Genomic DNA, 23,233 nt, shown 5'->3' with positions numbered 1-23,233 from the left:
AAGCTAAAGGACAAATTAGGCAGAGCCTCAAGTTACCATTTAAGGCTGGCAATTGGGACAAAAGTACGTTTTCCGTGAAGAGATTTCGCTTTTTAAAATGTGGGCATTGCAACGAGAACACTCCTGTCCTTCTCTGTCGTAAACATAAAATTGGTAGCCTCCTGTTTTGCCATCTCCTTTATAGAGAGGGTTTTCCATATAACCACCTTGTTCGATTCCTCTTCTAAGGATAAACTGAATCGAATGATATAGCCGTGAGATTTGTTGTTTGTCAAGATCATTGATTTTTTTATCAGGGCGAATCTCTGCATGCCAAAGAATCTCATCAGAATACCCATTCCCTATTCCAGCTAGCACTTCTTGATTGATTAATGTTGTTTTAATTGTTCCTTTTCTTTTTCCCATTATTTGATGAAAGGCATCCAATGTAAAACCATGCTCAAGCACTTCTGGTCCCAACTTTTTAAACTCTTCCTGGACCTCTTCAGGTGATAAAAGATGCAGGTAGCCCAATCGCAGTCCTATGAAATATAAACTTTGTTCCCCGAATGATAGCTTTACTTGAATGGTCCTGTTTGGCCGATCTTCCTCTTTGCCAAAAAACATCCATCCGCCAAGCATCAAGTGCAATAATAAACATTTTCCATCCTGTAATTGAAAAATTAAATATTTAGCTCTTCTAGTAATCGTTTTTATAGCCTGGTTTGAAACTTGCATAGTAAACCTGTCAACTGGTACATTAATGGACTTTTCCCGCCCAATCTCAACAGCCGTAATTTTTCGCCCGCCAATTAATGACCCCAGCATTGTTTTATATGTTTCCATCTCTGGCAATTCAGGCATGATTCTGTCCTCCACTTTACAATTTATTTATACAGTATTTCCTACTGGTGAATTATTATAAATGGGTGGATTGCAGGAAATGGAAACAGAAAGGAAAGTAATGCCTTTGTCACATTGAGTGATTTCCTGAAACTGCAAGAGCCCTATCCACAAATGGATAAGGCTCTCCAAATTAAACTAATTCAATTTTCGAAACAGCTTCACAGTATGGCAACACAGAAAGCTGGTAAGTTTACAACAATTTCGCTTTGTCCAAATCCACTCTAAACTCCAGGTCATCTCCGCTCTAACCTGTCGTTTTTTGGCTCCACCGGCATGCCTACTAAGCTCTTATCAGACCCAATTATCATTTAGAAATTATGTGTATAGGATTATTGATGTTCCCAATTCCAACTTCACACTCTATTAACAAGGCAGTTATAGCATCCTGGTTTAGCATTAAGAATGTGAATGTATTCTACTTCTTTATTATCAAAAATTTCATCTATATTCTCTCTTAAGTTTACACCTTCTGTAACCCTTGCCTCTACAATCATTGATTCAGTATTGTAGCCGCGCACAGACAGATACCTATGATGTAACATATCCGGAATTTCATTAACAGCAAGCTTAGCGGTAGTTGCTCCCTTTCGTATAAAAATAGGCCCACTTGCCTTATAAGGGGAATTAACATCATGATATTGGTAATTCAGTAAGATTACTTCTTCTCCTACCTCTGCATCCTTTAAACTTACCCGGCAGGGATATCCAGGCTTTTTATTTGCTGTCATTTTGACTGCCCCGATGCTTTTTAATACTTCTTCATTCATTAAAAATAGGTTATCAAATTCCTTCTCTTGTAACGCAACGATTTGAAAGTTATTTCTCATATTCTATCCCTCCTTATTTCAAGCTTATTTAGTTGTTATAAAGCATTTCTAAATAACTATTTACAGACTCTTCATTCTGTATTCTTTTGGGGTTAATCCAGTTCTCTCTTTAAAATTTTTATAAAAGTTAGACATGCTTTTAACCCCTGCTTTAAGTGCAACTTCAGTAATTTCTATATCCGTATGTGTCAAAAGCCTGATTGCTTCTTCCATTCTTAACTCAACAATATAATCCGATATGGTCATGCCATAATAATGTTTAAATAGTCTAGCTAGATGATTACTGCTGACACCGAGCCCCTGGGCTATCTTTTTACTGTTAAGAGGTTTATTATAGCTGTTATTAATTATTTCTTTTGCTTTTTCTATTAATTCTTTATTAGGATCATAAGTTGTTTCATTAAGATCAGGCCTACACATTTTGCATGGCCTAAATCCATCTTTTAGCGCATCCTCTATATTATCAAAGAAAATGGTGTTCTTTTTCAAAGGTGTCTTAGCCTTACAGGATGGTCTGCAAAAGATCCCTGTTGTTATGACTGCATAATAAAACAACCCATCATAGTAATTATTACAGGTACTAACTGCTTTCCATTTTTCTTCACTTGTAATAGGCCTTCACCCCTCTATCTCGCATGTATAGTTATTATATATCTATTAGTTCTAAAATTTCTTCCTGTATTTCACCAACCTATTCTCCCTATAGCCTAACTATTCATTTCATTGAAATTTAATCGCAATATCCCTATTTTTTGTGTAAAAACAAAATCCCCCAAACCAACGGTCTGAGGGAACATAAAACATACTTTAATTTTAAATAAAAGCCTTAAAATCTTTGATACCAAGCTATTTCAACTCTATTAGCGCTACACACTCTACATGTGTGGAGTGTATGTGGCAACACATGAGATAGCTGGTGAGTTTACACACCTGACTTTTCTTTCAAAAAATTGAAAATCGACATTGTGGCAATGAATGAAATTAGTCGGAAGTTGGGCAAAATGATTTCATTTATTCCCCGAACCTCTTTAGTTTTTTCGTCAAAATCAATAATTGTTTCTTTATCAAAAAATCTATTATAACTGTCTGGTTTCTTATGAGGTGGATTTTGGCCCTCATGAGTGAACTTAGAACGATGATGGTAGCAATCGGAAAGTAAATTCCTTATTTGTTGCCCATTAAGATCTTCAGGATAAATCTCGTCCCACTGCTTTTGGGTTACCCAACTCAACTCACTTGTAAAACCTGAAATTTCTGATGTGTAGGCAATCGAATTTTCCTTGGGATGTTCTAGGTCCATCCATTGATCAGGAGGACAATAATTCATTACAAACGCTACAAATCGCTTTCCAATATATCTGTTTTTGCTTAGTTCTTGTTGGTAAGCATTTAATAATGGTTGAAATTCAGGGTTAGTTTTTGATTTAGCCCTCCACTCATCAAGTACGGGATTTTTGGGTGCAACCGACTTTCTGCTAATTGCAGCAGTTGCAATTGGCTCTATTGCTGAAATTAGCAAATAATAACCTAAACCAAAGTCATCTCTTTTATTTATTTGAGATAAATGTACCAATCTAATGGATTGCATTCCTTTAATATATAGCTCATAAGGGAGCTTATGTAAGATTTGAATTGTTTCTTGAAGCTGAGTTTTTATTTTCTCATATGTTAACTGTGATAGGCGTGTGTCGTGGGCGCCGGGACCTGCCTTCAAGATAGGATGCTGTATAGCAAACTTTCCAAGAGTATAGTCATCTAAATTGATTTGTCGTGATTCATACCCATCCCGAGGAGCTTTTATGGATCTACCAGTAACAAAAGAAAAAACTGAACTTAGTGCAATAGTAAATAAGTGTATATTATGGTTCCATTCAAACCACTTTGGTAAAACAACAGGAGCAATAAAAGCGGAATAGGCTCCTGGCAGGTTTACCTCGATTGTTGGTTGAATACTAAAATATTCAAATACTATGGGCTGTTCAAGCATAAAGTCCAAGAACAAATAACCCCGCTGTTCCGGTTGTTCTTCTTTTAATTGAAAGTGATCTGGTCGAAACATCTGAATACATTCATTGAACAATACATGATCCGCGGTTACTGCCCGTGACACTTTAACCCCTCCAGTATAGTTTCATACTTTCACTATACAGCATACCCATCAATACATTTGTGCTTTTTTGAAATCATTTGTTAATTAGTAAGTGAAATAACTCAGTGACTTACTTAACTTTATGTATTTAATACCTAACTTTCTTTTGTCAAATCTCATTGAGTCAAAACTCTTTAAGCAAAATGTTGTATCCTTTTCACTAAAGGTTGTCTTAACGTCAGAGTTAAACCCTCAGAAGGCAAATCAGCTACCTCTGCTTAAACGCTTTTGCCAAGCTAGAAAATAACAACTGATGAAAAGAATAACCGTAGGAGCGACCTTAAGTCCCGCTTAATAAGAGTTTGGTGAACTGAGCCAATGAAAATGCGACCTAAAAGAGCCTTATCCACCAAAGGAGAAGTTTCTCATATTTATGCAGCCATTTCCTTCCCCCTATCAAGCCATAATAAATTGAAAAACTTGCTTAGGAGCGATATTACTATAAAATAATCGTATTATGTTCAAATCGAGCAGGATAATTATGTCAGGGAAGTTGAGTGACCAAATAGGAATAGAATCTAATTATAGTGCCATTTGATTTCCTAACTTACGCATCTTTTAAGCTGCGGATGTGAATATTTGGAGGTGGGGTAGTATGAAACATGAAGAGAGTAACGGGGACACCGTTTGAAGGTATAAGGTATGTATACTCTATTTGAAGAAACAGGAAAAGGACGAGTCATGACCCGTCCTTCCTTTTCTTGCGCCTCTTAACGAGGATATCAATATGTGATCAATAAAATCAGTTCTTGCGCCTCTTAACGAGGATAACGTTTCTTTAATATATACCCATTATATTCAACTTTTACTTAATTGTCAAACCATTTTTTTAATTAATACAAATCGGCATAATCAGCAAGAGCTGAAGCCTTCACTCCTGGATCATCAGACCAAAGATTGCGAACTAATACTTTTTTGGACTCCTTTGTAAAAGGCTTTTTGGGGCTGACTAATTCAAAAGTATAGATGCTATCGCTATTCCACTCACGAATTGATAATACCTTTGTAGCCGAATTGTAGTTACCCTTTATAGGTTTAAATCTCCAAGTATTCAAAACTTTAATTTCATTAACCATATCTACACCGCAATTATTGAGCAAAAATTCTTCAAAGGTAATTTCATCTCCATAAGTCACCGCTATGGCTTCCTGTATTCTTTTAACCCAGGCAAACGGTAAACGCACAGGTATGACCCCTTTTTTAGGATGATTAAATGTTACTTTACTCAATCTTTTTCTAGAAACTCTTGTCATATCGGTAACTAACAAGGTCGTACTTTTCTGCTTTGTCCCATTATTTAAGCCTGAAATTGTGCCTACAGGTATAATTCCAGCCAAATCCCCTTTTCTTTTCTGGCTTGTAGTAGGAATAACCATTACAGAATCAAGTTTAGGGTTGATATCCCAAATCACAGCATAATGTGGCCCATCCCATTCAAATCCTACTCCAGTAAAGTCACAATGGACAATATCCATTTTTTGATAATCGGGCACAAACTTTTGTTTACTTGAATCGAAATGAACTATACTAGCGTCCTTTTCGGCAAACAATTTAATTTTCTTTAAAATTATTGCTCTATCGACCGTAGATAAACTAGCCAAAAAATCATTGAGCTCGTTAAACTCTTTAAGGATATTATTTAAATCCTGAAAGTCCTTACTGGATAAGGAATCTATAGTCTGTGTGAAAGTCTTATAATCCATTAAACTATTCCTTCCTAATTAGGTTAGCATATGAAACATTTTAACATGACAAATTAATACAGAACATGACAAATTTCAAATAAATTCCTAAATATAACCAATACTTTGGTTTTTGAGTATTTAACATAACAAAAAGCTTGAAATATCCCTTGACTTACCTCCGAATGTTTATATTCCATTTTACCGGTGGATGAACCGACCATTATAAATAAATGGAGAAAACAACAACGAAAAACAATCTTAGAAATAAAATACGAAACAATACACAGGCTGCAAACCGGCACTTGAAAGATAGGGGGATGCTTTCATAAGCGCCTACCATTCCCCTTTTATCAGCAAATTAAGAAAACGTTGGAGAAAGGTAGTCTTTCACCCTTTTTATTTGAGAACTTTAAAGAGTGCCAGAGTAAAAGGAGGTTGGCAACTGAATAAAATTTATTGTATAAACAGAGAACCAACCGCTGCCTAATAGTTCGTTTACTAGTTCGCCTAAAAAAATAGAAGCCTTATCCACCAAAGGATAAGGCGCTCTATATTTATGCATGGACAATTATCCAACAGCTTCACAGTGTCCAGAGTATGTGGCAACACAAGAGGTGGTGGTTTGCCGATATTACCATTTACTACACAATACTCAAATTAATTTTTTTTCGCCTTTCCATAAGCTCCATTTAAAAATTCTTTAAGGACTAAACTTATTCGATACACAATCACAATATCTTTTTGTTTTCTTTTTAAACCAAACAAGGCTTGTCTTATTTGTTTCTTTACAATACTATCGATAGTTGTATTTTCCAAAAGATTTCTAATAAAATTAAAATAATCACTGCTACATGGCTGAGCTAGATTATCAAATATATATAAATGATCAGCTATTAAATTCACATTTTTATTTAAGATTATTTCACATTCATCATAATTTTCTTCCTCAAATCTTTTCTTAAATTCCTTAGAATATAATTGTTTTATAAGCTGTTCTTCATATTGTTTGGATTGAGACAATAAATTCTGCACTAGAGGAAATTTCTTATTACTAATAGATAATTTGCGGAAAGTTGAATTGAACCGTCCACTCAACATTTCTTTATGTAATACGTTTTTCTCAAGTAACTCCTTAATCCGTTCTAATGCCACATCATCGATATTTGCAGGCACTAGTTTTAGATTGAATAGATTATTAAAATTTTTCATGTCAGCTACTAATAAAATAATATAGTCTTCTGATAATTCATTAGCACTACCGGTTTTCAGCAATTGAATAGATTCTGATATTGTTTCTTCAATGACATATTTACTACTTAAAATACCTTCATAAAATTGATCCATTAACAGGACAATTTTACTCTTTTCAGCTGGATTAACAAAGGAATCGAATAAAGTTGGATCAATTTTGTTTGTAACTAGGTAGTTTTTAATATGATCCAACAAAGAAAATGCTCTATAGTTAATTTTATATTTTTGATATTCAAGTAGTGGATTTAATTCAGCCTTACTTTTTTCCTCATCAGTTAGCTCCTTTTCCTCAGACCGATTAAGCATTTCCTCAAGAAATACCGCAGCACAAAGGTTTATTAACTCTCTATTAAGAGGAACTTTTCCTTTTAGTTCCTGGACATAGCTAGTTAACTTCTTCAAGGTTCTTAAGTTATTTTTTCCGTGCTCTAAAAAGAATTTAGTTAGCGTTTCTTTTTCATCTGCTAATACTATCTTCTGATTAATAATAATTTGCTCAATTACCTGTTCAGATAGCGAATCCAAAGTGTATTCAAAATCCAGTATTTTTTCTTTCTGCCTTTGAAAATCTTCAGTTTTTTTCCTCATTTCTTGATCATTATATATTACCAACACCTTAGCGGATTGAGCTACTTGTTCAATTACTCCCATAACATCTGAAATTTGTATACTATCAGATGTTCTTTCCAAATCGTCAAAACAAATTAGATAGTCACTTCCAAATTCAAGTGAAACCATTTCCAAAAGGTCTATTGTGCTTCCCAAGAACTTGGTCGAAAGTACATCGCCCAACATTTTTATAGCTGGGTACTTTCCGGAAGCAGCTACTTTCCCATAACGTTCGTCTTGTTCAAGTTTTTTCCTTTTAAGTTCCCTTTTCAAAGTATTAATGTTTTCAATTCCGAATAAAGAACAATAAATTACTTTCAACTCATTACTAGATTCCTCTTTGTTTTTAAGCCTTTTCTTGAATAACTCCCAAGCAAAAGATTTACCAATTCCCCATTCTCCGTTTAACCCAATTCTATTATTCGAATTAACAATAGAGAACTTTTCCTGTAGAACTTCTACAATTTCTTCTTGATTCAATATTATCTCCCCATTTTAAATTCTATTAATAATCTTTTTATGAAGTTGATTTAGAAAGTAACGAGAAGAATGTTTCATCAAGTTTCTCTTTATATTCTTCCTCGTATAATTCTAAGGAAAAACTAATACTAGCATCGATTTTAAATGAAATCCAATCCTCATATACCAGTGCAACGCTTCTTGCTAGTTTAAGTTCAGGTGTAGGTTTTAAAAAACCTGGCACCCTATGAGCGGAGTATTGGTTTCGCCAATCAGTTATGGATTTCCAATATAAGTCATAATCGTTTTGTTCAATTTTTAACCTATCTAAAATAACAGGTTTAAAGTCTCCAAAGTCACCTAATTTTCTCCAATGCGTCTCATTATTGTTAGTACCAAAAATCATACACCATAAATTTATAGCCTGGAAGTAGTGTGAATTAATAGTGAGTACCCAAAATTCTTGAGAACCATGTTGATTTACAAAGTTCTCAAAATTGTTATTTAAATAACTAAAACTAGAGTAGTGAAATAGAAAATCCCTTAGAATATATAGTTGTTCTGACAACACCATTTCATCAAAATTGCTCAAAAACATCCCCTCTCTCTTTACTAATATTTTACAAACTTAATAGTAATAGAGAATACAAACACAATCAATAGTACTATAAGTAAAAGCCTGCATATGATTGCTCAGTTCATGGAATCTGATGTGATTTATACAAAAAAGAGCTATTAGAAGAGATGGACAGAGGTTTATATAAATGATGTTTAGTGACTACCGATCTATCAGTCCGAAAGAAGCAGCGCTGGTCATTCTTTCTTTGCATTGATTGCCAAACATAAATGAACATATGCTAAATTAAAAACCAATTAAACAGTAGGTTTATCCTAAATGGACAAAGGGGCGATTAGGGGGGAGAGATGCTATTATTAATTTTTTCATTTTAAGCTGATTTTTAAAGATTTTTCAACCTAAATAATAATTATTAATATCCCGCATTTCTTGACAAAAGAAACATTTCACACTCTTATCACCATATATAGTATTGTCGAAAAAGAAAACATTACTATATATTGATTTTTGAGGTTTTTGACTGATATAATCAAATCGTGGTATATAAAGTCATTATTTGATTGTTAAAAGGTATAAGATGTTAATAAATGTAATAGTATAATAGAGAGAAGAGCTAGAGCAAAAACCGAACATTTAATGAATATACAATTAAATCGTTCGTGTTTTCGTTGACAAAGTATTGCGAATTGGTTATATTTTACACAGAAAGAAATGTAGACAAAGTGAAAAAAGCATGCAAAAAGACGAGGCTTTCTACATGCTAAAGAAAAGTATTATGTATCGACAAATCCATAATACAAAACATTAAAGTTGAATGCAAGATTATGGGCACACCTGTAACAAAGTGTTCGGTGTTCTGTTCGCATTATCGTAGTCAACTTATAATCTTTCTTTAGGATTTGAAATCGCTTCTACTGTATGAAGGGGGAGTATAAAGGGCAGGCTGTATGTTTTTTCACTCTTATTATAGATATTTAAATAGATTAGGAGTGATTCCCTTGGATAAAAATAAGAATCGCGGTGGACAAGGATTTGATCCACAACCGGGTAGAGGTAATGATGATAAAGGCCATAACGGAAACGGTAATGGCAACAACGGCGGACACGGACGACCAAGAACACCTGGAACATCGCATCCTTCGGTGACAATATGGAAGCAAAAGTAATCGATAAACTTACCGAGGTTTTTGGACCTTTAAAGTGGCTTGACCAAAAAATCTTTGGAGGTATGAGAAATGAGGGATGGTTTGTACTTGAAACCGCCCCTCTCCCTCCGGAGAATGAACTAAGGCAGGTTATATCCGATATCATGAACGGCTGTCCAGTTGACTTCGCTAATGGGAAAGTAAGACACTTTCAAGGGTGCGGGAACACTGAACATAATATAACAGACTACCGGGTAAATGCCATTTTACACGAACTGATGGAGCAGAAGTACACGGTTGCAATATGTACTGGGACCGATAAAATGCTTGAAGGTCAACCAATAGTGATTTCCTTGGAGCCGCGGATGACTTACAGCATTTATCCGGACCATCCACATCTGAACATGGGTGTTTATATTCCTGAATTAAAAAAATACCTCCCTGACTCATTTTGTTACGGCTATACAGTTGAACCAGAAAGATATGGTCCAACGGAATATGATCGTTTTATAAATACATTTGATGAAGTAACCCTTTGGCTATTACGGCATCAAATTTGGGAAGCTGTCCGTAAGAAATTTGGACAAGGTATTTGGATTGGTCCTCATAAAGGTGTACTGCCTGCGTGGTCATACGTAAATAAATTAAATCCACTGGGGAAATGCCGATGCGGCAACAAAAAGATATATAAGGAATGCCATCTAACCCTGGATTTAAAGCCCGAAGTTGCTCTTTTGGCAAAACGTTATAAAGCTTCTGAAAAGACCATTTTAGCTAACAAAATAAAAGGTCTAGAGGCATCGTGGAAAAAAAACGTGTTTGTGCCTGAAAGTCATATGATTAATACAATTAATAAAACGTTGGTGAATGTTCGTATAGATCAATCAAAAGTGGTTTAAGATGGAGGGGCCAAAAAAAATATCATTTTGGCCCCTTTTGTTGACCTTATCAAATAACTAAGCAGAATGGTTTAACCAGCCATATGTACCTCTACCACTTGAGAATAGGAAAATTAGATTGATTTAGGAATTACAACCATCAAAAGGTGATGTAATAATTCAATAGTATAACCTGTTAAAAAACTTAATTTTAAGAGAATCGTATGAACTTAAATATAACCACAATTAAATGCTGGATATAATTTTTTTAAACACGTAGAAAATCATTAATACAGCCGTTGCATTAAGCAAAATCCATAAGAAAAAGTTTATGATCCTATAGCCTAACTTATTATTTTTATTTCCTACATAATCGGCAATACTCCAATTGGAAATAAAGGCTATAGTCAAGGGTAAGCTTAATAATAATGTTAGTTTCAAGTACATGCTTACACCATATCCTGCAATTTCTATATTTTTTAATGTAATAAATAAAATAATTGAACCTAAAATTCCTACTGCTGTATATTTTCCATTCAAAGTTTTATCCCTCCTTCACGCCACTATATGAAGCAAAAGGACAAACTATTCCATTAATCAATCGCTTTCCTTCAAGAATCATTTGTGTTCCAGATAAGAGGGAAGTCATAATCCTTAAAAGCACATCCGCAATCAATCAATGCTCCTACTAAGTGTCACAATGAAAAGAGACACTCTAAATGAGTGCCTCAATGAAAAAACTATGAATTTAGTAACTACTGTCTACATATTAGCAGCCTGCAACTTAGCTTGCTCTAATACATCCTCTACAGCTTTTGGTTCTTTGTTAGGTGGATAATCCCACTTCCGAAGAACTTTTTTGATGTATAACCTCATGCGGGCTTGTGCACTTTCTTTCTTATCCCAATCATGAGATCGATGTTCTTTAACTGTTTGGGCCAAGTCTTTTGCGATATTTAGCAATATCTCATCTTGAAGTAAGGACTTAATATCTGGATCAGACCCTAGAACATCAAAGAAAGCTTTTTCCTCATAGGATAATCCTAATTGTGTTCCTTCATTAATGGCTTCTTCAAGTTCTTCTTTAAACTTTAGAAGCTCTTCAAACACTTCATAAACGTCTAAGTGATCATTTCTATTATGATATTTTTCAATTATCTTTTCAAAACGTTCTGAAAAGCTTTTACTTACGATCATGTTCTTCTTTTTAACGTCTTTTAGCTTTTCTTTCATTACACGCATTAAAATGGTTGTTGCAATATTTTTTTGTGGGATGGCTCGAAGCTTAGAAATGTTTTCTTCATTTAACAGATCGAAGCTTTCATTTGTTGTAGCTTCTGTTAATACCATTACGCCGTCTTCTAGAATTGCATTTTCTAAGAGTTTAGAAATCCGTTCATTCACTTCTTTCAAATCCGGAGTTCCAGGTTTTGATGATTTTAAAATAAAGGAACGTACGGCAATAAAATAAGCGATTTCCTCTTTAATTTCTTTTGTTAATAGCCCTGTACAGATTTTATATACGTCTTTTAACTTCTTAGTTTCTGTTAGGAATAGAGCCTTTCCTTTTTCTGTAGCTTGAGCAAACTCAGCACCATCTCTAATTACCTCATAACGTCTTTTATCACTATTGCCGAAAAAGTCTCTATAGTTAAATTTATGGAATTGGTTCCGAAGGACTTCTAGAATATTTAATGCGATATCCCTTGCTTGTTCATTTTCCTGTACTTTATCTTGGTCACGACTCGTATAAGTCTTTAAAGCTTCCATAAGATTTCTCTTAAGACCAATATAATCTACTACAAGTCCGCCAGTCTTTCCTGAATATACACGGTTTACACGAGCAATTGCTTGCATTAAATTGTGTGCTTTCATTGGCTTATCGACATACATCGTATCTAATGAAGGAACATCAAACCCTGTCAACCACATATCCACAACGATAACAATTTTAAATGGACTTTCAACATTTTTAAACTCGATTTCTCTGTCTTTACGGGTTTGTTTATTCCCCACTAACACAGCTAATTCTTCTGGGTCCTGGTTATTTGCTGTCATAACAATTTTGACCTTTTCTTCCCAGTCAGGTCGCTGCTCCATTATCTCTTTATACATTGCAAATGCAGTTTTTCTAGAATATGCAACAATCATCGCCTTACCTTCCACAAGGTCTTTTCTATCCTCGTAGTGATTTATGATATCTGCAACTACTTGTCTTATACGATCCTTGTCACCGATGATTAGTTCCATTCTAGATAGGTGCTTCTGACTTTCTTCAACAACGTAGTCTTCTACACCTTCATTTACTTGCATTCGCCAATATTCTTTATCAATCTCACTCATCTGTGTTTCATCTAATTTGACTTTTGCTAGTCGAGACTCATAATAGATTTTAACTGTCGCGCCATCTTGAACAGCTTGCGTCATATCATAGACATCAATAACCTCACCAAATAGACCTGTTGTTGATTTATCAGTGGTCTCTATGGGAGTGCCGGTAAAAGCAATAAACGCTGCATTAGGGATTGCATCTCGTAAATATTTAGCATAACCATATTTTTGTTCCCCTGTTGCTATATCGTATTTTGCATCTGTCCCATACTGTGTACGATGTGCCTCATCCACCATAACGATAATATTCTCACGGTCTGAGAGTAGACCTGTCTCTTCCTCAAACTTCTGAATAGTAGAGAAGATGATTCCACCAGTCTTTCTATTTTCAAGTAAGTCCTTAATATGACTCCGACTTTCAGCTTGAAGTGGGGTTTGCCTAATGAAATCAGAGGCCCCAGAAAAGGTTGCAAATAATTGTCCGTCTAGATCGTTTCGATCTGTTATTACTATTATTGTTGGGTTTTTCAGCTGATGGTGCTTAACTAAGTTACCAGTTAAAAAAACCATTGAGTAGCTTTTTCCACTTCCCTGTGTATGCCAAATTACACCTGCACGTCCATCTGTTTGTGTTGCATTCACCGTAGAAACTATTGCCTTTCTCATACCATAATACTGATGGTAGGCTGCCATAATCTTCGCTTCATTTGTAAAAAGAATAAAGTTTTTGATTACATCTAACATTCTTTTTTTATTAAAAAGACCATACATCATAGTATCCAAAGGGCGATTTTCAATAATTGCATCTTCAACATTTATCTTTTTCCATGCAGAAAAACGATCGAGAGGTGCTGTGATTGTACCAGCTTCCGTTTTAACACCGTCACTAATCATTAAAAATGCATTGTAATAAAATAAAGAAGGTATGTGTACATTCATGTAATTTTTTAACTGATTAAATGCATGGTCAATATTAACTTCTTCACGAGATGCACTTTTTAATTCAATAACAACTAACGGCATACCATTCACATAGACAACAATATCAGGTATTTTCTTAGCACCTTTTTCTATAACCTCTAGCTGGTTAACAACAAGAAAATCATTATTTTCTGGAGTACTCCAATCCACAAGTGAAACACGGTGATAAATAGTCTCGCCATCAACAAATTCAGTTACTTCGACTGTTTCTGTTAAATACTTTGAAAATACTTTATTGTTAGTGAACACGTCATTTGTATCAAACGTCTTTATCTTACGAATAGCCTCTCGAATTATGTCTATCGAGAGACCTTTGTTCAATTTCTTTAATCTAGTTTCTATGCGGTCATAAAGTAATACTTCTTTTATATCTCTTGACAGCCTACTGCCATGGAGGCATTCATATCCGAGCTCTTGAAAATATTCCAAAACAACATTTTCTAATTGCTCTTCTGTAAACATTCCTCAACCTCCTTTTCTGCTTCAGGAATACGAATATCACCTGACGTCAGTTTAGGTAACAGCGTTTTACGCAAATCAATTAAAATATTGTTTTGATATAAATTACTGGCATATTTTTGTATTATACTATTAACTAACCTTCCAAATTTATCAAGAACATCTCTAGAAGGATTTACAACTTTAATACTTTCCAGACCTGTTGAACTAATATTTGGTTGGGCACTTCCCATTGCTAGGCTTTTAATTTGTTCTTGCACTGATGGCCGATTTAAGCTATAAAATGCATAAGCTTTACCACCATTTACTTTTTGTTTCAATTTACCTACACGCTGATTTAAATATAAAGTCTTTTCAGTTTGTGGAACAACTCCAATTTTCCCAACCTCAGCACCAGTCATTGCGATCAGTACATCCGACCCACTTACTAAGAATTTACTATTTGTTTTCTCTGCTATGCTTTGATTAATAAACTGTGTATTGTTAATATCTACTACACCGTTACTTATATTTTTAATTTTTACTACTCCAAATTCACCATGTTCTTTGAAGTCCTTACTCTTAAATGCAAAGCCATTTTGAACACTAATAAATTCTTTTAAGGTACTTATCTCCCAAGTAGCAGGTATTAAACCAAAATCAGTATTTATAAAATTACCTCCACCTGATCGAAAAGGCACCCCATCTTCCTTTGGAAATTCAAAATCTATAAACCACCGTTTAAAAATTGCCTGTGCTATTTCTTCTAATGTATCATTCATTAAGGTATTATTTTCTATCTTTTTATCTAACGATGATAATAGTAAGAATATTTTTTTTTGTTCCTCCAACGGAGGGGCAACTATTTTCAATACAGAAAGCATGGAATTATTTAAACTTGCTCTCGTAGTGATTGAAGACATACTTGTAACTTGGCTTCTAAACCTCGGTGATCGGAAATAATATCCCGCAAATTCAGGTAGTATTATATCGCTTGTTCTTGGTCTTAACCTTTTTGTAAACCCGTTAAATGTTGCATGCGGGTAATCCTTTAGTGCTACCGAGCTTAACCCTAATTCATCTTGGTTTTCACTAGTTCTTGTTAAAAAAACATCTCCTCTTTTTACAGAGCATTTTAGCTGTTCTTTTTCAGAGGAGTTTACTAGTTCAATTAACTCATTAGGTAAAAAGTAATTATTGAATACTTCTTTAAACGTAAGAAAAGGTGCTCCAAATCCAAAATCCTCACGTTTTTTAGACAACCCAGAACTAAAATCATAAATTTCACCTAAGCTGTACTCCTTCCACTGACTACAACTCATATCCAATTCCCCCAAGTTGCTTTAAAATTTCATCCTCCAACTCTTTTGACTGCTTAAGCTGTTTTGTAAGACTAGTTGTCAAACGTTCCATTTTTTCTTCAAAGAGTTCTCCATCATCCTCCAGTTCTTCAATTCCAACATATCGACCTGGAGTTAAGACATATTCATGGCCTTGAATTTCTTCAAGTGTCGCTTCCATACAAAAACCTTTTATATTTTCAAAATCTTCTCCGTTCTGCCACTTACTAAGAGCATCTGACATCTTACGAATATCACTGTCAGTTAATTCCCGTAAGCGACGATTAATCAAAGTACCTAGTTTCCTACCATCAATAAACAAGGTTTTCCCTTTATGCTTTTTATTCCTATTCAATACCCATACACACACAGGAATTCCTGTTGTGTAAAACAATTTATCTGGTAAAGTTATAATTGCCTCTACTAAGTCTTCCAAAATTAAATTTTTACGAATTTCTCCTTCACTCGAAAGTTTCGTTGAAAGAGATCCATTTGATAAAACAATTGCTGCTCTCCCATTTTGACCTAACTTGTCAATTATATGCTCAATCCAGGCAAAGTTTGCATTGCCTGCAGGTGGTGTTCCGAATTTCCAACGAGGATCTTCTATTAAAGCTGCTTGTCCCCAATCGCTGTCATTAAATGGTGGGTTAGCTAGAACATAGTCTGCTTTAAGAGTTTTATGTAAATCATTATGGAAGGTGTCTGCATTCTTTGTCCCTAAGTTACTTTCAATTCCTCGAATAGCTAGGTTCATTTTCGCTAATTTCCAAGTTGTAGGATTCGATTCTTGCCCATATATCGAAATATCAAATTTGTTACCACTATGTTCTTCTACAAACTTTAATGATTGGACAAACATACCACCACTTCCACAAGCTGGATCATAAACATATCCCTTATATGGCTGAATCATCTCAACCATTAATTTAACAACACTTTTAGGTGTATAGAACTCTCCGCCACCTTTTCCTTCATTAGCTGCAAACTTGCCAAGAAAATATTCATATACACGGCCTAGAACATCTTTTTCTTTTGCCTCAGTTCCACCAACGTTCATATTAGTGAATAAGTCAATGATTTCTCCCAGTATTCTCTTATCTAATTCAGGGCGTGCGTAACTCTTTGGGAGTACTCCTTTTAATGTTGGGTTTTCCTTTTCTACTTCATCCAAGGCAGTATCTACTACTTTACCAATTTCAGGTGTTTTTGCATGTTCAGCAATATAAGACCATCGAGCATTCATAGGTACCCAAAATATTCCCTCTGCCATATATGCGTCACGGTCTTCTGCAAAGTCAGGATCAAATTCCATTAATTCTTGCCATTTTTCTTGAAATGAATCAGACACATATTTTAAGAAAATTAGACCTAAGACAACATGTTTATATTCACCAGAATCCATGTTATTACGTAATTTATCAGCCGCTGCCCATAACTTCTCTTCAAATCCTATAACAGCCATTTTATAATCCCCTTTAATTAATTAATTTTACATTTTATTTACAGACCTATTATATCAAAAAACTTGTACAGATTTTTTTATATCGTTTATTTTCAAAATGCTTCCTATAACACTTCCTAATAAAAGACCTTTTCTTAATAACTCCACATTATAATTTAGACTATTCAACTACCAATAAATGTTTTTGAAATATTTTTCTGTATTTATTATTGCCTTTTAAATTAACCTGCTATATATTGGACTTAATTAAATAATTAAAAAGTAACTAAAAGCGAAGCACGCTAGGTTACATGCTGTTATCACTCTATTATTCATAGGGCGATAACCATGTTTCCTTGCGTGCTTTTTTGTTTTTCTTTACTGGAAAGGAGGATCTGTGTCCACAAACAAACCTAAACCTGAGTGGTTTAAAAGTTTACACAACAAACAAAACAAGTTTGTGTCTAAGGAAGTTTTAGCTTATTTTGAAAAGCATTACCTTACATCAACAAATATGGAGGAGAAAAATGAAGAGCTATAAGCAATCAGATATTCCAGGTATGCAAACTAGGGTGGTTATTAAACTAATTCCTGGTCGGATCAATCCTGATGATTCAGTCCAGTTAGACCTACCCCTATCCCACGAGGCAAAGAAAAGAGTATAAAGTACAGACCTTCTGTCAATCTTTTGTAATAAAAAGGACTGGCAGGAGGCACGTATGGAGAAAAAGTTTTCTATTGGAAAGGTGTCATTTAGTCAAGAAATGCCTGAGGAGTCAAAGCTTTGGCTTGAGCGACTGGTGGAGCGTATCTTATTAAAAGAACTTGATCTAGACGCTTCAACCGAAGCAAAGTTAATAAGTTATTCAGATGAAAAGTTTAGGAGGTCAAAATGATGAATAACAAGAAAACAGCCGTTTATTCACGAATAAGTTCTATTAATACAAGTTTCGATATTCAACTTGAAGCCGCGAAACCTCACCTAGAGGGAATCCCTGAGGAGGATATTCTGTACTTCAAAGATATTAATGTTCAGAGTTCTTCAAAACGAGAAAGTTTTGATAAGTTACTTGATTTAATAGCCCAGGATCAAATTGATACGTTAATTGTCTATAGTATGGACCGTTTAACAAGAAAACAAAATGAAATTCTAGGAATATTCGAACTGGTTCAAACTCATAAAGTTAATGTTATTTTCACAGCAGATGGTCATTTCCCCCTTAAACAGGACTTACAAAGGGACAGTAGTTCAGGAGTTCTAATTGCTCTTTTGGCAGAAATCGAAAAAGAGTATATTTCTAAGCGGTTAGAAGCTGCCATAAGGATTAAAAAATCTCTTAAGAAGATTAATAATGTTAACAGTTAAAAAGAAAGTAGTCGTATACGCTAGGGTTAGTTCCGATCAACAGAGTTTAGACATGCAACTTGAAGCAGCAAAACCTTATCGAAAGAAATATCATCCGGATGAAATCCTTATCTTAAGTGATGATGGTGTTTCAGCGATGAAAAATAAAATAGAAGAACGTCCTGCTCTACAAGAATTACTAAATCTAATTCGAAATGATCTAGTGGATACCATAATAGTTTATCAACGCGATCGTTTAGCAAGAGAATTCTATGAGTATTTAGAAATCATCTTATTAATTTATACTCATAAAGTGAAAGTTATCTTCACTGCAACCGGTCACCTTCCTTTTAATCATGATATAGAAAGTGGCATACATTCTGAAGGCTTATTTGGAATGATGAGCCAGATTGAAGGAATGAGTATCACTAATCGAACAAGAGATGCTTTTGAAAAAGCTCCTCACAGTATTTTTGGATATATAGTGGAAAAGAGCGGTAGTAAGAAAACCTACACTATTAATCAAAAATATAAAGATGTTATTCAAAATTTATATAACGACTGCTTATCAGCAAAAAACGGCAGAGAGTTTATTGAGCTATTGTTGAAGTACAAAAAACTAATAGGGAGAAAAGACTCCGATGTGTTTAACATATTAGTTAGACCATTCTATGCGGGATATGTTCGAGTTCGCGGAGAGTACGAACGCTTGGATTATGTTCCTCCAATAGTTTCTCTTGGTATTTTTAAAGATGTACATGAGCACTTGCAAAAGTTAGTTCCAAACTTAAATCTTAATACCTTAAGAGGCAGTGATATGCCTTTGTTTACTCCCAAGTGCCATATTTGCCAACAACCCTTATCAAAGAGCAATACTTTAGACAATAATTTAAAGTGCAAGAAGCATAAGAAAATAGTTATCTCAATAGAAGATCTGAACTCATTAATAATGGATGTTGTTAATGATGCATTTAAAAGGACCAACCTCGATCAACTTGAGAAAAAGGCATTAGCACTTTTACTGAAAAGTCATGCCAATCTTAAAGTTGAAAAAGAAAACCTTCAAGCAAGATTTGAACAATTACAGTTGGAGTTGTTCACAGAAGTGAATTTCGCTAAAGATGAAAAGAAAGTTAATGACTACTTAGATTCTTTGAACACATTACAAAATGAATATCATGGGCTGGCTGAGAAAGAGGCAATAATTAAGAAGCGTATATCAGAAGCAAAGTTTTTGGTTCAACTAATAGCTGAAAAGTTAGAATTAGAGGTTAGCCAATATCAAGATTTACTTATAAGAACCTTCATAAAAGAAGTGGTAGTACATAATGGTTATGTTGACTTCGAAATTTACTACTCTGAATTTTATGACCATAAAACGGGGTGATAATTATTAACTTTGAAAAAAATGCAATTGGATATTGTCGACGGTCTAGCCGTAAGCAGAAAGGAAATCAATCAATTGAATTCCAGAAGCAACAAATAGGGATGCATGCAAACCGAATGGGTTATATCATCGTTGATTGGTGTATCGATGATGCTGTAAGTGCCTATCGAAACCCTGCAAGTAAGAGAGATGGACTTAAGAGATTATTTGAATCAATTCTAAATGATAAGGCTAATGCAGTGTTTTTCTACGATGAATCAAGAATTGATCGATCTATTGTTAGCTTTGTAAATGAGATCTACAAGCCATTAATGCACGCTAAACCAAACATTAAATTCTACTCTTCTTCAACAAATAATGAGTGGGATCCATATCAAACCGACATTCAATTCAAGTTGTTAAACGCTTCCTACGAATCATTATCTAAATCTCAAAGAACCAAAGATACACAAAAATCATTAATGAATCACAATAAACGTCCAGGTAGCAGAACACCATTTGGACTGAAAAAGATACCAGCTTCAAAAAATGCCGATGAAAAATTTATTGAAGATGAAAATGCCCCTATCGTGCGATTAATTTATTATTTATATATGTGGGGTTATAGCATTGAGTATATAAAAAAAATCCTGGACAAGAGTAAAGTACCTGCTCCTGGCGGGGGGAACGATTGGCACAAAAATACAGTTGAGGCGATACTAAAACGCCCCATTTATATTGGAGACAATGTATGGGGTATAAGCAGTGAGTTGCCTAACAGCTTATTAAGGAAGCCATCTGTGTACTCTCCAATCATTAATTGGGAGTTACATGAGCTTGTTAAACAAGCAAAGGACTTGGAAAAGAAATTCGGACAATTTAGCACACCCTATACTTTTCGTTCGATAACATACTGCATGAAGTGCGACGAAGTACTAAAGACGAGAGACTCTACACCAGGTAAAGGAAAACGTAAATATAGGAACTACTATTGCCCTAATTGCAAACAAAAGGCGGATTTAAACGACGTTCACTCTGCTATTAATGACTGTTTTTCAAAACAATGGTCCACAGCATTGAGCCAAATGGAGCGCTTAGGCTTAATTAGGCTTAAGGAAATTAAGAAGGTGTTGGAAAAGGAACTCGATTCGCTAAAAACGAAAGAAGAGTTGCTTAAATATAATGAAACAATGATTCCATCTTTAGATCTTCCATCTTCGATTGAAAAACACTATGAAGAGGTAAAGAAGAAACTAAATGACAAACGGAAAGAAATAGTTTCCACATTAGAGCAAGTATCGAAGTTACTTAACCACGAAGGATCCTTACGTTTAACATTACACTTGTCTCTCTCAAGCTCATTTGAAAAATTGTCGGATGTCGAGAGAAGAATGATCGCCTTAACTTTTATTGAGAAGATCAGCATAAACCTGGTACAAGAGAAAATTAATATCGATTTTAGATTACATCCATTCATTCAATTAGAAAGTAAAGTAGGTTACCTTACCGAAAATAATGATGTAAAGATGGATGCCTAACCGAATAAGCTTTTTGTTCTTTTGAAAAACTAATTTCTAAATTGAGGGAAAGCCTATGGTATCACGAGTTTTCCCTCGATATTTTTCGGCAAGCTGCACTATTAGGGATCCCTAATAGTGTGTCTTACCGAAACCTAGTTTTATAACATGGGCAAAAAACCGAATATATTAGTTGTTAGTTCAGTTATGCGAAGCACGCAAAACCCTATCAGGGATTTTTGCGTGCTTTTTTTATTTATCTGAACGGATTAATTTGTGGCCTTTTCTTACATCCGTTTTAAAACATAAACATTCCAAAAAGAAAGTACATTATGGGGGAAATTAATATGAATGTGATTCGTTCTTATGCCACATCCAGTAATGGTGTTAACATCAGCCGGTTTGTTGAGCAATTAGTGGAAATAGAAATAGAGAAATTAGTCAATAGTAGTAAAGTAAACTCACCAGCATCTCATGGAAAAATTACTCCAGGTGGTGATTATGCATGAGATGTGCAATTTATGCTCGTGTTTCAACAGAATTAGATTCACAAAGGACATCGATAGATAATCAAATTGACATTTTCGAAAATTATGCTGCCCAACAAAATTGGGAAATCGTAAAAGTTTATACGGATAAGCAGTCAGGAACGAAAGAGAATCGACCTGGATTAAAAGCCTTAATTGCAGATGGTAAAGCAGGAATGTTTGACGTAATAGTTGCAAAAGAGCTTTCCCGTTTGGCACGCAATGGCAGGCTATCCTATGAGCTTAGAGATATCTGTCAGTTCAATAACATTCATATCGTATGTCTAGATAACTCAATCAACACAATAGAAGGCAATGTTCAAAACTTTGGATTATTTGCATGGTTGTATGAAACTGAGTCAGCTAACAGTAGCCGTCGGAATAAGCAAGCTAAATCCGCAAAGGCCAATCGTGGTCTCTTTGTTGGATCTATTCCACCTTACGGTTATTACTCAGATAACGGGGTTCTAAAGATTAAGAATGATAACACGCCAACAATTGTTCGCCGTATTTTCCATGAATATTTAAGCGGCATAGGGATGGATACAATTGCCAAAAATCTAACAGAGGAAGCTATTTCTACTCCAGCTCAAGTAGCCAATAAAAAAAATGCTTCTAAGCAATGGCACGGTTCCACAATAAAAAATATACTTATTAATCGACATTATTGTGGTGATCTGGTCCAAGGCCGAACTGAAACGATTATGGTTACTTCTTCAAAAAGGCGTGATATAGACTTAGAAAATCAAGTCATAAAAGAAAATACACATGCTAAGATAATTCCAAAAGAAACCTTTAATACGGTGCAAGATTTATTGCAGAGCCGCTCAAGAACAACCACAGCACCTAAGAAACATCTCTTCACCAATGTCCTCTACTGTGAGGAATGCCAGAAAGGGATGTGGTATAAAGCCAATCAAAAAGGCTACCGCTGTGGCGGTAATATTAGATACGGTCAATCCTTCTGTCCTAATCGTGTTGTAATCCGAGAAAAAGAGCTTATGCAAGTCATTGTGGATGACTTACAAGCACTCTTTACTACATTGAAAGAAGATAACTATGAAAAAACCTTATTGAACAAGCTAAACAAAAAGAAACAACTCATTCTTAAGGAACTAAAAGCAGCGCAGTCGGAAATAGAGTCATTAAAAATGGAGAAGCTCGAGTACGTCAAATTGCATATTAATAAGGTCATTACTCAAGATGAGTTAGTGGATTATCGTGAAATAACGGATAGCAAAATCAAATCTCTACAGTTAAAGCTAGACCAACTTAGAGATAAAATCCAGGAATGCGAAAATGAAAATTATGCAATCCAAATCGGTAATAAACTAAAGGATATCTTAACTTTGAATGAATTAACTCCTGAAATCCTACATTCATTAGTTAAGAAAATAAATTGCAATAAAGACGGCGATATTCATATCCATTATAGTTTCGTTAATCCTTTACAAGATATGTAAAAGGCAACTCCCGTAA

At 34.7% G+C, this 23,233-nt stretch carries 19 protein-coding genes; 8 read left to right on the top strand and 11 right to left on the bottom strand.

Going from position 1 to position 23,233, the window contains the following annotated elements:
• Positions 1-39: 39 nt before the first annotated feature.
• The 7 genes from mutM to B5X77_RS01750 form a co-directional block, all read right to left on the bottom strand.
• Entirely contained in the window at positions 40-843 is an 804-nt protein-coding gene (mutM, locus tag B5X77_RS01780) for a bifunctional DNA-formamidopyrimidine glycosylase/DNA-(apurinic or apyrimidinic site) lyase (protein ID WP_079504512.1), read from the bottom strand.
• Positions 844-1,238: 395 nt separating this feature from the next.
• Positions 1,239-1,712: a DUF1203 domain-containing protein gene (locus B5X77_RS01775; protein ID WP_079504510.1), complete on the bottom strand. Its 474-nt coding sequence runs from the start codon at positions 1,710-1,712 to the stop codon at positions 1,239-1,241.
• 60 nt (positions 1,713-1,772) lie between these two features.
• Positions 1,773-2,324: a bifunctional transcriptional activator/DNA repair enzyme AdaA gene (locus tag B5X77_RS01770; RefSeq protein WP_079504508.1), complete on the bottom strand. Its 552-nt coding sequence runs from the start codon at positions 2,322-2,324 to the stop codon at positions 1,773-1,775.
• Between the two features lie 310 nt (positions 2,325-2,634).
• On the bottom strand, positions 2,635-3,822 hold the full coding sequence (locus B5X77_RS01765; RefSeq protein WP_079504506.1) for a hypothetical protein: 1,188 nt from the start codon (positions 3,820-3,822) through the stop codon (positions 2,635-2,637).
• Positions 3,823-4,694: 872 nt separating this feature from the next.
• Positions 4,695-5,564 (bottom strand): type II toxin-antitoxin system PemK/MazF family toxin, encoded by an 870-nt coding sequence (locus B5X77_RS01760; RefSeq protein WP_079504504.1) that lies wholly within the window; start codon positions 5,562-5,564, stop codon positions 4,695-4,697.
• Between the two features lie 639 nt (positions 5,565-6,203).
• The gene (locus B5X77_RS01755; RefSeq protein WP_079504502.1) at positions 6,204-7,886 is read right to left on the bottom strand and encodes a hypothetical protein; all 1,683 of its coding nucleotides are present in this window, start codon (positions 7,884-7,886) and stop codon (positions 6,204-6,206) included.
• Positions 7,887-7,923: 37 nt separating this feature from the next.
• Positions 7,924-8,457, bottom strand: a complete 534-nt coding sequence (locus tag B5X77_RS01750) for a hypothetical protein (RefSeq protein ID WP_079504500.1) — start codon at positions 8,455-8,457, stop codon at positions 7,924-7,926.
• A 983-nt stretch (positions 8,458-9,440) separates the two neighbouring features.
• Here B5X77_RS01750 and B5X77_RS23125 point away from each other — a divergent pair.
• Positions 9,441-9,608: a hypothetical protein gene (locus tag B5X77_RS23125; protein WP_176167197.1), complete on the top strand. Its 168-nt coding sequence runs from the start codon at positions 9,441-9,443 to the stop codon at positions 9,606-9,608.
• Positions 9,593-10,486 (top strand): hypothetical protein, encoded by an 894-nt coding sequence (locus tag B5X77_RS01745; protein WP_079504498.1) that lies wholly within the window; start codon positions 9,593-9,595, stop codon positions 10,484-10,486. Before B5X77_RS23125 ends, B5X77_RS01745 begins: the two co-directional genes overlap by 16 nt.
• Before the next feature lie 225 nt (positions 10,487-10,711).
• On the opposite strand, the gene B5X77_RS01740 is transcribed toward B5X77_RS01745, so the two are convergent.
• The 4 genes from B5X77_RS01740 to B5X77_RS01725 all read right to left on the bottom strand — a co-directional run bounded on the left by B5X77_RS01740 (position 10,712) and on the right by B5X77_RS01725 (position 17,020).
• On the bottom strand, positions 10,712-11,005 hold the full coding sequence (locus tag B5X77_RS01740; protein WP_079504496.1) for a hypothetical protein: 294 nt from the start codon (positions 11,003-11,005) through the stop codon (positions 10,712-10,714).
• A gap of 222 nt (positions 11,006-11,227) precedes the next feature.
• On the bottom strand, positions 11,228-14,239 hold the full coding sequence (locus B5X77_RS01735) for a type I restriction endonuclease subunit R (protein WP_079504494.1): 3,012 nt from the start codon (positions 14,237-14,239) through the stop codon (positions 11,228-11,230).
• A complete protein-coding gene (locus tag B5X77_RS01730) occupies positions 14,218-15,537 on the bottom strand; it encodes a restriction endonuclease subunit S (protein ID WP_079504492.1) in 1,320 nt (439 codons plus the stop codon). Before B5X77_RS01730 ends, B5X77_RS01735 begins: the two co-directional genes overlap by 22 nt.
• Positions 15,527-17,020 carry a class I SAM-dependent DNA methyltransferase gene (locus B5X77_RS01725; protein WP_079504490.1) on the bottom strand — a complete coding sequence of 498 codons (1,494 nt, stop codon included), beginning with the start codon at positions 17,018-17,020 and terminating at the stop codon, positions 15,527-15,529. The genes B5X77_RS01730 and B5X77_RS01725 overlap by 11 nt, the downstream gene beginning before the upstream one ends.
• Positions 17,021-17,718: 698 nt before the next feature.
• Between B5X77_RS01725 and B5X77_RS23120 the strand changes: the two genes are divergently transcribed.
• The 6 genes from B5X77_RS23120 (at position 17,719) to B5X77_RS01705 (ending at position 23,217) form a co-directional block, all read left to right on the top strand.
• On the top strand, positions 17,719-17,895 hold the full coding sequence (locus B5X77_RS23120) for a hypothetical protein (RefSeq protein WP_176167196.1): 177 nt from the start codon (positions 17,719-17,721) through the stop codon (positions 17,893-17,895).
• Positions 17,892-18,365, top strand: a complete 474-nt coding sequence (locus B5X77_RS01720) for a recombinase family protein (protein ID WP_079504488.1) — start codon at positions 17,892-17,894, stop codon at positions 18,363-18,365. Before B5X77_RS23120 ends, B5X77_RS01720 begins: the two co-directional genes overlap by 4 nt.
• Positions 18,352-19,731, top strand: coding sequence for a recombinase family protein (locus B5X77_RS01715; protein WP_079504486.1), 1,380 nt, complete (start codon positions 18,352-18,354; stop codon positions 19,729-19,731). Before B5X77_RS01720 ends, B5X77_RS01715 begins: the two co-directional genes overlap by 14 nt.
• Entirely contained in the window at positions 19,728-21,248 is a 1,521-nt protein-coding gene (locus B5X77_RS01710) for a recombinase family protein (RefSeq protein ID WP_079504484.1), read from the top strand. The genes B5X77_RS01715 and B5X77_RS01710 overlap by 4 nt, the downstream gene beginning before the upstream one ends.
• A gap of 326 nt (positions 21,249-21,574) precedes the next feature.
• Positions 21,575-21,736 (top strand): hypothetical protein, encoded by a 162-nt coding sequence (locus B5X77_RS23115; protein WP_176167195.1) that lies wholly within the window; start codon positions 21,575-21,577, stop codon positions 21,734-21,736.
• Positions 21,733-23,217 carry a recombinase family protein gene (locus B5X77_RS01705; protein ID WP_079504482.1) on the top strand — a complete coding sequence of 495 codons (1,485 nt, stop codon included), beginning with the start codon at positions 21,733-21,735 and terminating at the stop codon, positions 23,215-23,217. The genes B5X77_RS23115 and B5X77_RS01705 overlap by 4 nt, the downstream gene beginning before the upstream one ends.
• Positions 23,218-23,233 lie beyond the last annotated feature (16 nt).

Origin of the sequence: Mesobacillus jeotgali (genome assembly GCF_900166585.1) — a bacterium.
Lineage (GTDB): Bacteria > Bacillota > Bacilli > Bacillales > Cytobacillaceae > Mesobacillus > Mesobacillus jeotgali_A.
The sequence above is the reverse complement of the archived record's forward strand: the minus strand, read 5'-3'. Positions and strand labels throughout refer to the sequence as shown.